Raw genomic sequence first — 12,119 nt, 5'->3', positions numbered from 1 at the left:
AAGGTTGGGCGCAAACTGTCAGTGAGCTCGTCCCGCCAGCGGCGAGCTATCGGGTCGTCACCGACTGGATAGCGCGCCCAATATTCCCAGCGCTGTCAATGGCCTGGACCGCTATCTCATGGCTCCCGGCAGTCGCGCTGTTGGTGTTCCAGTTGTAAGTCAGAGCCCCGCTGCTGGTGGCACCGACCAAGCGGCTGTCGATATAGAGTTTGAGTCCGCTCACCCCCGTGTCATCGCTGGCGCTCACACTGACCTTGACCATCCCACTGACGCCGGCACCTGATAAGGGATTGGCAAAAATGACCACCGGCGCAGTGGTATCCGCTTGCGCGGTGCTCGGGGTGGCCACGGCCTCATTAGAAAAGGCCGAGTAACCGATACTGTTGTAGGCATAGACGCGATAGTAATAGGTCTGGCCAAAGCGCAGCCCGGTGTCGACAAAATTCACCGCATTCGGGCCCAGGGCGGCGACTTCCAGCCAGTGCGAGGCATCGACTGAGCGTTGCAGCGTATAACCCGTTTCGTCGTCGTCGTTGTCCGTCCAATCCAAAAGGATGGAATCGGCAGTGCCAGCGACGGCGGTCAGCGTGTCGGGGGAGGCCGGTACGCTAGTGACGCTCGAGGAGGTGCGAAAGTCGGCCACAGTGGGTGCGGCCAACGTCATTGACCGGGCGGTATCATTCGTGCCAAAGACACCGGTGGGTTGTCCGTTGTAGAACACGTTGGGGTTGGAGAAATAGGGGATCCGCGGCTCCGTGGTGCAACGCTCAGACATCACATCACGGAATGCACCGCAGATGCCATAGCCCTGGGAGTCGGTGAAAATACCGCTGGACCCGCGGCTTTCGGGGTTGTGCGAATTACCCAGCGCGTGTCCCACGGCATGGGCAAGTGTATTGTTGCTACCCAGGCAGTTATACACAGAATCGTCATGCACGACCGCAAAGGCCACCGCGGCGTCGTAAGCGGCACTCAGTGCCGGCAGGGTATTGGCGATACCGCAATAATTGCTGTCGGCATCGACCAGCGTCACCAGATCGGCGGCGTAGAGGTTACGCAACATATGGACCTCGTCCATATACCCATCGGCCGTCCCCTGGAGCTCTTTTAAAGCAACCGCCATGTCGCCCGCTTCAGTGTAATTGACCTCACCCATGTACACCAGATTCAAATGAATAGCAACCTGACTGTTCAGAAACGCCTGGTTGGCCCGGGTCACTGCGTTCATAATCCTGGTTTCCACGCCGGTAAACCCGCCGGCATTGACACGCGCCATCGGCGTATAGAGCATCATCAGGTCGACCACCTGCCCGGTGCTGCCGGCGGTCGTCGCGGGCTTAACGGCTAGGCCAATATTCCCCGGTTCAAATTGCATGGGAGTACTGTTGGGAGCAAGTTCGCGCACCGCATGGGTGTTCCCGGAAAGATAGGCGATCTCAAAGAACCGATCCACCAGGTCCACCGTACCCATGATGACAGCCCCCTTGGCAGCCAGCACGACCTCACTGTTGGGCACGCCCTCGATGTGACCGACCCAGGCCATGCCGCCCGCCAGATGCAGGTCCACCCGGTCGCGTACGGCAGTCAGTTGCGTGTCGTCAAACAAGTTCAGGTTGAGGCGCGCTGCACCCAAGGCGGCCACATTGACCTTCGCATGACGAGCACGTCCCGCGATCGCCTTCTCGGGCTCGCGGGATGCACCCGTCACATCGCCCCGGTCCGCCGACTCAAGCAACTGCGGTGACCAAGGCGCAGGGGTCCCAACCGCCGTGGGCGGCAGGCCGGCGATGTAGTCGGATAGATAGGCCTTCCACGGCCCTGCGGCAAACACGGCCACCACGAGGCCGAGCAACCCGCCGGCGAGCGCCGCGTAGTGGCCTGCGCCTTGACCCCTTCCGGTGCGGCGTCGGTAAAGCGCCAACCCGAGCCAGGCAAGCCCGGAAAATAGGACCACCAGCAGGACGCCCGCCAGCGTGTCCGGCAGGACAAATAGCCACCGCCAAGGCCCCAGCGGCTCCAGTGCGCCAGCATCTGCAAATGCGCAACCGGCCGCTGCCAAACCCGTGATCGCCCCTGCCCCAGCCGTCAACAATTTCTCAAAGATCTTGGTTTTCATAGTGATTCGCCTGGCGCGGTGAAAAAATATCGGCGATCGACGCAACAGTTTGGCGGGCCTATCCCAGGATGCTCGGCGCAAGACATTGATGCGTGGTCGTTACTTTGCAAGAGTACGAGTCGCGTCGCCCTCACGCAAGGTATGACGGCACGCCCGCACCGCTGGCCCCCCGGCGTCATCGGCCCGACGGATCGTCGGCAGGCTCCGGCCTGGCGCACCGACCTTCCACGGCCCCAAAATTCGCCTTATAGCACGCGAGACCGGGCAGGCAATCGACGTTGAACTGACATAGATAGCCCGCATTGCCACGCTGGGGCAAGGGGACAGCGAAGTGTTTGGCGTCTCGACCGGTTGTAATCGCGAGCGGGTAACTGCCACAGCGGCCGCCGTAGCCACGCGCAACGAGCCATTGATTGCCGAACTCGCAGGCCCCGTCCTCACGCCCACCGGCCATGACCAGCGATGATCCGATCAGGGCGAGCACGCATAGCTGACGATCGCCGCTTATCTTCATCATTGGTCCGTCCCACCGGGCCTCAGTAAGCACAGGCCGCAACCGGGTGACGCCATTCACCCGGCCGGTCAAAAGGTTCAAAAAGAAACTCGGAGCCGCCCCGCCATGGCTCCCAGAGCGTGCTGTCGCGAACCGGGTCGGGAGAGGCGCGACCCAGTATACGTAACAGGGTCGGAGGAATCTGAAAATGAGACCGGATCCCGGTCGGTGGCATCGTATCGCCAAAGATCTTACCGGCAACTAGAATGGGTACTGAGATCTCGCATTCCGATGTATTCTCTGTAGAACCGTGCGGCAGCGAATACTTGGATGATAGATTCTGACCATGATCCGAGGTATAAACGAGCGCGAAATTCTTACCGGACAATACCGAGAAAAGCTTATCCATAAACCGATCGACCGAAAATTTAAGCGCGGTCTCATACTGCGCCTTTTTACAAAATAGCGCTTGGGCCGAGAACGACGTGTCAGGCGACCGGCAACCGGCCGGCAACCCATCCATCAACCACGGCGGAACGGAGTTGACATATGGAAAATGAACGCCATTCTTCACCAGGACGACGGCGATCCGGCGATCCGGCCTGGCTTGGTCGATAAAGCCTTGCAGTCGGTCAAGCGCCAACAGATCGCGATCGTACAGATCCGATGATGCGTCCGACACCATAAACCGATCGATATCGACAAGATCGTATTGGGACATATAATTTACCAAGCGCTTGCTTTCCTCCTGTGCGTCATAGAAAATAGTTGTGTAATGCGAGGACTTGGCGTAGCCAAAGATATTTGGCAGTCGCAGTGTTGCATAGGTTTTGTCCGGGTATGCACTCTTGCCGACGCCGAGGCGCAGCACATAGTTGGAAACCGCCGAATGATTGCCGGCGGCATAACTCCGGAAGACATACGTGGGTACCCCCAGCTTTTTCTTGAGTACCGCGTCCTGAAGAATCATCGACTGCATGGCCGCCAAGGCCTCGTAGTTGACACTCTCATCGATGATGTAGACCAACAGGTCAGGGCATTGTGGGCAGGGAATATCAGCGACCTTGGCACGCGGGCCAAAGGGCACCTTGGTGGCCGTCAAGGCCTGGGCCGATGCGATGATCGCGTTGTATGAAAAGAAGGCCGAGCGCCGGCCCCCAGTGTAGTTCGCTATAAAAATATTTGCCATCATGGCGACGATCACTAGAGTGCCTGCCAGCCGCCCGGAGCAAGCGATGGAAAGCCGTCTTCTGACGACCGCCAGCACCGCAAAAATCACGACCGAATAGATTGTGACATAGCTGATCATCTTCCAGTTGGCGGCGATGAAATGCGAGGCAAAGAAACGCTCCTGTAGTGCCACCCCGAGCATCATAGCATCCAGAAAACTGCCCGTCATCGCGAACGCAAACGCATTGAGTATGCCGCCGACGACCAACGACGCCCCCAGCATCACCATTACCCGGGAGCGCGAGAACAGGCAGCACACCACTGAATAATAGCTGATGGCAGCGATCGGGAACAAAGCCGCGACCTTAAGATAGCGAATGATTAAGGAGCTATTTGTATGCATGAGCGACAGGGTATTTCTGTAAAAATTACCGCTATCGTAAATGACGAAAATTATGATACAGAACAATGCGATGAAGTATTGCTTGTTGGTTCGTAGATTAGCGTGTATCGCCATGACTGACTTCACTATCGAGCACTCCCGAAATTGTCCGCCCGCTGGCCTAACGCGGGGTAATCTGGCCGTCAGGGACTCAGGCCATAGGTACGCAGAAAAACTTCAAGCGACAATAGCATCCATAAGAGTTTTTCGTGATTCTGGCGCCCGTCCAGATGTTCGCCGACGATCCGCTGCAATTCATCGTTCGCGCAACAGGCGCGCAGGCGTGTATCGGGTGCATCCAGATGATCCAGTACGAAGTCCCGCATATCGCGCCGGAACCATTCATTCAGCGGCAGACGGAATCCCACCTTGGGCCGCCTAAGAATTCGTTCCGGCAACAACGGTTTAACCGCCTGTCTCAATATCCATTTGGTGGTCAGGCCACGAATCCGGTAACGCTCCGGCAGCGCCGCAGCAAATGCCACGAGACGATGGTCGAGGAACGGATTGCGCGCCTCCAGCCCAGCGGCCATTGTCATCCGGTCGCCGCGCTCCAGCAGGTTATCCGGCAACCACACGCTCTGATCGAAACACAAAATGGCACGCAATGGACTGCGCGCGGCGCACGGGGTCATCGCCATGGGTACATTGCGCGCGCCAATCAGGCGATCCCGATCGGCGTGTGATAGCGAGCCGAACCAACGCGCCATCCGTTCAGCGGGATCGGCCGTTCCCAGGCTGGCGACCAGCGTCTTGGCCCGGCGAAAGCGATAGGGTAAACAGCGGGTCAAAGGTTCAACCAGTCCCCGGCGGAACGGGGCCGGCACCAGTCTCTGATACAGCGGGGCGAAGCGTTCAAAAAGATACTTGGGATAGCCTGCCAGCACCTCGTCGGAACCCTCCCCGCTCAGGACGACCTTGACCGAGGTCGCGGCCATTCGGCTCAACGCCAACAGTGGCAAATCGGCGGGATCCGACACCGGGGCATCCCGAAACCGGGTGGCCTCCGGCAATAGGTTGACCAGGTCTTCCGGGTGGATGATGCAGCGGTGGTGCTCACACCCCAGATGAGCGGCGACCTCGTCCGCATAGGGCAACTCACTGTATCCCTGGTCCTCAAAACCCATCGAAAATGACTGTACGGCGCCTCCGTAGATCTTCGTCATCACTGCCACAATGGCGGATGAATCGAGGCCGCCGGATAGAAATGCACCCAGTGGTACGTCGCTGATCAGACGCAGGCCGACGGCCGTTTGGAATTCCCGGAGGAAGGCCGCAACCGGATCGGCCGGTAGCGCCTGCTCCGGGAATGGTAGCCCATCCGGGGGAAGATACCAGCGCCATTCCTGTAGCGGCCGGCCCCGTTCCCACAGGAGTGCGCAACCGGCCTGGAGTTTGCGAATGCCCTCAAACAGGGTTGCCGGGCCCGGCGTAAACCCATAGGTAAAATAGGCGCCCAGCGCCGCCTGATCCAGTGTCGATGCCGCCTCCGGCAAGGTCAACAGCGCCTTGATTTCCGAAGCGAACGCCAAGCCTTGCTGGTAAGCCATGAGGAATAGCGGCTTCTTGCCGAAACGGTCACGTGCGATGAACAACTGCCCGAGCAGCGGGTCCCAGAGGGCAAAGGCAAACATGCCGCGCAACCGTTCGGGCATACCCCTGCCCCAGGCCCGCCAACCGTGCAGCAGAACCTCGGTATCGCTGTGACTGACAAACCGATGTCCAGCCGCGGTGAGTTCCGCCCGCAGCTCACGGAAATTGTAAATTTCACCGTTGAAGACCACGACCGTACCGGTCGCGGACCGCATCGGCTGCCCCCCCCCCGTCAGATCGATAATCGCCAGTCGGCGATGACCAAGTGCGGCCAACGCCGAACCGTCTCGGGCCGGTGCGACAGCAAACCCCATACCATCCGGGCCGCGATGCCCCAGACTGGCAATCATGGTATGTAAACGTGCCTCCCAAGGCGCCGGCGAGACCGGCCCAACCCAACCCGCTAGGCCGCACATCGGCTGCTATCGCTCCTCTTCATTTTCGCTCCTTCGATTTTCCGACAGACCTGGTCAAGCGGTTATCAAGGGCAATCGCCACCAGTACCGGCATACCCAGGGTCCGCTCAGCGTCCTCCGGTGAAACAAACACCTGTCGGGAAAAATCTTTGAAGAAGGCAAGGAGTATGGCGACCATCGCGGCACCGATGAAAGAGAAGAGCAACACCGCCGATTTTATGCTGCGCGGTCGTCCGGTCGCCGGTTGCTCAATGATCCGGACATTCGCCGTCTTCTGTCGATCGAACTCTTCCTGCAACAACGACTCCTCAACCTTTTGGGCATAGATTCGCAGGTTCTTTTCCATGAGTTCGCGGTTCAAACTCAGGGTGTTGAACTCTTTTTCCAACCGATCGAAGGTCACCAGGTCCGCACTCAGTGCGACAAACTGTTCTTCCAATGAGGCACGCCTGGCACGTAGCGCGGCCGCCGCACTTTCCTGGCGGAGCCAATCGGTATTAATTTCTTCATATACCGGATTGGTTCCCGACCGGCGGTTGTCCAGTTTCATTGGCGCGGCCTTACCGACCGACGCCCGCAACTTACCTATCTGCTCGTTGATGTCGGTGATGAACTGACTAGTGGGAGTGAACTTAGTCAGTAGTTCATTGCGCCGCGCTTCCAGCGACGCCAGAATCGCACGGGTATTGGCAGTAGCATCCTGAGCCAGAATATCGGAATAGAGCGGGGTCTGCTTTGGCAGCGTCGCGCGTTGCTCACGTAAGGCCACAAGCCGGCCTTCGGTCTCACGCAAACGGGTCTCGGCATCGAGTCGATTGCTGTTGATCTCGGCGTGCTGACGCACCAACAACGCGCGTTGATCCGCAAATTCACTGACGCTGTGCTTCAGGTTAAAGGCCTGAATGTCCGCCTCTGCCTGGGCCAGACGCCGCGCGAACCCATCGCGTTGCTCGATGAACATCTTGGAGCGCGGCAGGAGCAGCACACGGGTGCGTAAATCCAGATAACGCTGGATCAAGCTGCTGAGTGCGGCAACGGCCACATCCGCCTGCGGGTGGGAGAAGGTGACGACTATGACGCTGGAGTCTTTGACTACGGAGATGTCCAACTTACTGTTGAAGCGCGCCGCTGCGGTATCCAGACGCTTGCGTTTGGCGGTCAGGGCGGCGTCGGGCGCGGCCGGCGCGGCGGGCCACCAAGAAAGGGCCTTGGTCTTAACGGATGTGATCCATGACCCGAATACCGATGTCTTGTCCATGGCCGGATACAGCCGCGCGATACCCAGTTCCGTGATCACATCATCGACCAGGGTCGAGTTCTTGAGAATTTCGGTCTCGGAGCGGACCATACGTTCCTCGCCCAGCCCAAAGGCGCTGGAGAATTCACCGACCGCGGGATTAAGGGTGTATTCGCGGCTGGGCAGGACCAGCATACGGGCCTCGGCGGTATAAATCGGCTTCAGCTTCAGGGCCATAACGGCGCCCAGGGAAAACGTCAGCAGGAAAACCGAGAATATCAGCAGCTTTTCGCGAAAAACGGTGTTAAGCAGGTCGCGCAGGCCATAGCCTGAGGCCATCATTGGGGCGAACGGTCTCGCTACCGGGCGCATACCTGTCCGCGGGCGGTCCCAAGCCGTTTCATTTGAGTTGGCTGAACTCATCGCTGTCACAGGGGCGTGGCTCAGGTGGATAGGTCGTATGGCGGGGCCCCGCCTTGATCGCCGTCAACTGACTGCCGGCGCGGTGGATGGTCGCAACTGACATCGTCAGTTGTCCCCGGCGCTTATTGCCGCCGGGGCAATGAGTCATCGCTGCCACTTATAGCCCCAAGGCTCTTAAAAGGTTCCTGTCAAACACGCGCTGAGGATTGAGGGGGTCACGGGGTACGATCGCGGGATCGCTGGCCGGGGTGACCATCCCGTTGGTGGAGACAGCAATGCCGAACATATCGGCATAATCCCAGATACTCCAGCCTATACCCATGCCTTCCAATACCGAACGGGTATCCTTAAGCCAGTTTTGCCGCGATACGACGTCCGGACCGACGCGCAATGTGCCAAACTCGGTACACATCAGGCGCGCGCCATTTTGCGTGGCCCACGCTTGGGCCTGGGCGATGTCCTGCGCGATCCGCGTCGCCCCCCAATTCTCGGCGACATACTGGTTAACGGCCGCCATGGCGATCGCCGGGTCCGCATTCGGCAACAACTGCACCTGACTGAGCGCATTCGCGGCGGGATATACCAAATTGGCGATCATCCCGTGGGGACCGGAAAGAAAGGGCTCCCAAGGGGCATGCAGGTAAGTAAAGAGTTTGGGATCGTAGTAATGGAAGACATAGCGCACATTGGCGTCTTTGACCGGGGTTATCAGCAGGAGCCCAGCCAGAAATCCGCCTCGGCTGGGGGCGATCAGTACCAAGCGGGAGGGTGTCGCCTGGCGGATTCGATCCAGTGCCTGCTTTTCCAGTGCCGCCAAGCGTGCGGGGCCGGTTGGGTCCCAATATGACGGTTCGTTGAACAGTTCAAACACCACCACGGATACCGGACTGGCGGCGAAGTGCGTGGCCATTTGCTGCCAGAAGTCCACATACGCGGCATGCACTGCGGCCTCGGTTTCGATACGCTGGCTGAGCGCCATTTCGGGATGAAAATCGAGAATGATAGCCAACCCCGCCTGCTGCGCAATACTCACCGCCTGATCCAGTGCGGCCCAATAGATCGTCGGCGTGGGGGAGTCCGGATTCCACCCCATCTTCTGCGGATCGAACGGAAGACGCACATGATCGAAACCGGCCTTTTTGATCGTGGCCATGTCGGCCGCTACCACCGGCTGGCGGCCCCAATATTGCTGCCAGTGACTGAGATTGACCCCCCGCTTAAGTACTGCCGGGGCCGCCGCAGCCGCCTTCGCTGCGGCGGAGGTCTTGGCGGAGTTCTTTCCCGCGACGACCGGCAGCGACGACAGTCCCAACCCAATGGCGACGGTCAGTGCCAGCCCAGACAGCAAGTTTCCAAGGTGAGTCATTGCAGTTGATCTCCGGTATCTTGGGGTAGCCAGGTCGACAGTCGAGCCAGCCGGCCCGCGGTACGGTGAATGTCAAACCAGGACTCAGAACGGGAATCCCCCTTGAACAGAAGCCCGGTTGACGCTGTAGTTGAAGCTTCGCGAGAACGGCAAAATGCGCGTAATGTATTGATCGATCCAGACATCGACTTCGGCGACCGAGGATTTCGGCACAAAAACGACGTCGAAGCGGTGCAGCGGTATGTCATTGTCGTCAGTGCGGACCCTGCCCTCAATGATGTCGCGGACGTTGACGACCTTCAGCATCGGTCGGTTGTCGCTGGTGCGCCGAATCAGCACCACTTGATCGGTCCGGGCGGTGTCGAGAAATCCCCCCGCTTCGATGATGCCTTCCAGCACACCCATCCGGTGTACAAGTTTGAAGACGCCTGGACGTTGGACTTCCCCACCCACATAGACCAGTTCCGACCCGAACTGTCGGGGTATAACGCTCAACTCCGGGCGACGCAGTTCGCGGGCATAGCGTTCCTGCAACTCGTTCGCCAACTCTGGGACCGAACGGTCGAGGGCACGGGCGGAACCGATGAGCGTCAGCTCGATCGTGCCATCGGGAGCCACGATAACGCGATCGCTAAACTCCGGATTGTAGACCAGTTTTACGTCCAGTTCGTCGCCGGGCATGAACCGATAGACGGCGGCGTCGTCGGTCCACGGCAGGAATCCCTGAGGATGCCGCTCCGTGGGACGAATCGTGCCGGTACAGGCTCCGAGCAACAGGGACACCGACAAAAATAACGAGGACAAAAGTCTCATGCGACCGGCTACACGTAACGAAGATGACCGTATCGACCTGTCCTCGGACCGGCGACCGATAATAACCTCCGGTGTCGACTTTCTGCCTTTCGAGGCGGGGTGGCGTATCGTGGTCGCTGGTCGGACCTCAGTGGGGTTCGACCAAAATCCGCCGCTGCCCCGCAACAACCGGCGGCAGCAAGTGCGGTACCCCAACCAGCGTCCAGCAGCGGGAAACCGACCTTTGACGAGTCTAGCAGAAAACATCAGTACGCGTTTTTTCCCGTAAATCCGCCGAGTGCGGTTAACAAAATGATCTTGATGTCCAGTGCGAGCGACCAATTGCGAATATACCAAAAATCGTACTCCACGCGTTTCTCCATTTTGTAAAGTTCGTCGGTCTCGCCCCGCCAGCCGTTGATCTGAGCCCATCCGGTTATTCCGGGTTTGACCTTGTGTCGCAGCATATACCCCCTGACTCGTGTACGATAAAATTCGTTTTGGGCAACGGGGTGCGGTCGGGGGCCAACAATCGACATCTCCCCGCGCAGTACATTGAAGAATTGGGGCAACTCGTCCAACGAGGTCTTGCGCAGCAACCCGCCGAGTCTGGTGACGCGCGGGTCATTGCGCGTTGCCGGGATATAGCTGTCACCATTTTCACAGACGGTCATGGTGCGGAATTTGAGCACCGCGATTGGCGTGCCGCCGATACCATAACGACATTGTCTGAAGAAAACCGGGCCGCGCGATGTGATTTTTATCAGGAGGGCAATCAGCAACATGGGGCCGCCGGCAACGGCAATAAACAGAATAGACAAGATGATGTCTTCCAGGCGTTTCAAGTGGCCGTCGACACCCAGGAACGGCGTCTCGAAGACACTGATCAGCGGTATACCTTCAAGCGCCGACCAATGTCCTTGAAACAGGTCGATCGTCGAGAAATCGGGGGCCAGATAGACCGAAACGGCGGTGTCGGCCAGACCCTCGATGAAGTCGGCGAGCCGTTGACTTGAAAAGCCTTGGCGTGCGATATACAGAATATTGAAATCGCCCTGTCTGGCACGGCGCACCAGATCTTCGAATAGGGCATCTTGCTCGCCTTCGTGGCAGTCACCGGAAAAACTCGCTGAGTGGTCGCCACCGCGCCGATCGCTATCGCGCTCACTGGTGACCACGTGATCGACCAAAAATAGACCCAGGTGAGGGGACTCACGAATGGTCTTGACGAGTCGATCGGCGGTTTCACCGCGCCCCCAGACCACCACTTTCCGTTGATATTCCGGATGCTTAACCAGGCGCACGAAGAGCATGACAGCGATGAATCGCCAGCCACACAGGGCCAGTGGCGTCGCCAATAGCCACAGCACCGGGGTGACGTGAGACAATCCCAAGTTCGTATTGGACAGGTTCACCGCCGCGAACAACACGAATACCGCGGCGGCCCACGCAATCCAGACCCGTGCGTACCTGCGGACCACCTCCTCACCATGCCACGGGTGGTAGAGACCCAGGATCCCGGCGAAACTCGTGAAGGCAACGATGGCGACGAGCAAAATAATCGTGTGGATGTCGGACCAGGGTCGCGACCAGGCGCCGATCGTGACGGCTAGACAGAGTGCAATCAGCCCCGAGTCGATCAGCTTACCGGTGAGGACCACCAGGCGGCTGCTTCTTGAGGCGCGGCTGGCGGTCAGCGGGAACCCGGATAAGGAGGACGGTAGCATGGGGCTAAGGCTCATTCTGAGGTGGTCCCAATCCCCATCCGATTGCGCTGGGTCAGGGAAAACCAACAACGGCCCGACCGCGGGCGGGGGCGGGGGGGGGAATCCCACCACATTGCGACCAGGATGTCAATCTGTTGACTGATCCATCCAGTTCCGGCCCCGGGGTCGCAGTAGCGCGCCACTGCGCCCCCCCCTTTTGGTAGGATAGTGCCTGGCAGCAAACCGTAAAAAATCAATCAGCGCAATCTGTTATAATCTGACCCTAAGATCGAAGTTGGCCCGGCGCCGACTTCGATGGGGCTCGATAAAATCGGCAACCAACTGATTTTATTAAGCCGACATGT

The 12,119-nt window shown here is 59.0% G+C and carries 7 protein-coding genes; all 7 read right to left on the bottom strand.

Annotation, left to right across the window (positions count from 1 at the left end):
• Positions 1 to 46: 46 nt before the first annotated feature.
• Positions 47 to 2,116 (bottom strand): Ig-like domain-containing protein, encoded by a 2,070-nt coding sequence (locus QZX93_RS10490; RefSeq protein WP_295394593.1) that lies wholly within the window; start codon positions 2,114 to 2,116, stop codon positions 47 to 49.
• Positions 2,117 to 2,652: 536 nt separating this feature from the next.
• Positions 2,653 to 4,308 carry a sulfatase-like hydrolase/transferase gene (locus QZX93_RS10485; protein WP_295389117.1) on the bottom strand — a complete coding sequence of 552 codons (1,656 nt, stop codon included), beginning with the start codon at positions 4,306 to 4,308 and terminating at the stop codon, positions 2,653 to 2,655.
• Positions 4,309 to 4,364: 56 nt separating this feature from the next.
• On the bottom strand, positions 4,365 to 6,230 hold the full coding sequence (asnB, locus tag QZX93_RS10480) for an asparagine synthase (glutamine-hydrolyzing) (RefSeq protein WP_295389116.1): 1,866 nt from the start codon (positions 6,228 to 6,230) through the stop codon (positions 4,365 to 4,367).
• A gap of 19 nt (positions 6,231 to 6,249) precedes the next feature.
• Positions 6,250 to 7,890: a Wzz/FepE/Etk N-terminal domain-containing protein gene (locus tag QZX93_RS10475; protein ID WP_295389115.1), complete on the bottom strand. Its 1,641-nt coding sequence runs from the start codon at positions 7,888 to 7,890 to the stop codon at positions 6,250 to 6,252.
• A 157-nt stretch (positions 7,891 to 8,047) separates the two neighbouring features.
• Positions 8,048 to 9,256: a cellulase family glycosylhydrolase gene (locus QZX93_RS10470; RefSeq protein WP_295389114.1), complete on the bottom strand. Its 1,209-nt coding sequence runs from the start codon at positions 9,254 to 9,256 to the stop codon at positions 8,048 to 8,050.
• A gap of 84 nt (positions 9,257 to 9,340) precedes the next feature.
• The gene (locus QZX93_RS10465) at positions 9,341 to 10,039 is read right to left on the bottom strand and encodes a polysaccharide biosynthesis/export family protein (RefSeq protein ID WP_295389113.1); all 699 of its coding nucleotides are present in this window, start codon (positions 10,037 to 10,039) and stop codon (positions 9,341 to 9,343) included.
• A 275-nt stretch (positions 10,040 to 10,314) separates the two neighbouring features.
• On the bottom strand, positions 10,315 to 11,775 hold the full coding sequence (locus QZX93_RS10460; protein WP_295389112.1) for an undecaprenyl-phosphate glucose phosphotransferase: 1,461 nt from the start codon (positions 11,773 to 11,775) through the stop codon (positions 10,315 to 10,317).
• Positions 11,776 to 12,119: the final 344 nt, after the last annotated feature.

Source organism: uncultured Thiodictyon sp., from assembly GCF_903946935.1.
Taxonomy (GTDB): domain Bacteria; phylum Pseudomonadota; class Gammaproteobacteria; order Chromatiales; family Chromatiaceae; genus Thiodictyon.
The sequence above is the reverse complement of the archived record's forward strand: the minus strand, read 5'-3'. Positions and strand labels throughout refer to the sequence as shown.

Coding starts and splice junctions, on each gene's coding strand:
- QZX93_RS10490 (WP_295394593.1), bottom strand. CDS start 2,116: ATGAAAACCAAGATCTTTGAGAAATTGTTGACGGCTGGGGCAGGGGCG.
- asnB (WP_295389116.1), bottom strand. CDS start 6,230: ATGTGCGGCCTAGCGGGTTGGGTTGGGCCGGTCTCGCCGGCGCCTTGG.
- QZX93_RS10475 (WP_295389115.1), bottom strand. CDS start 7,890: ATGAGTTCAGCCAACTCAAATGAAACGGCTTGGGACCGCCCGCGGACA.
- QZX93_RS10470 (WP_295389114.1), bottom strand. CDS start 9,256: ATGACTCACCTTGGAAACTTGCTGTCTGGGCTGGCACTGACCGTCGCC.
- QZX93_RS10460 (WP_295389112.1), bottom strand. CDS start 11,775: ATGCTACCGTCCTCCTTATCCGGGTTCCCGCTGACCGCCAGCCGCGCC.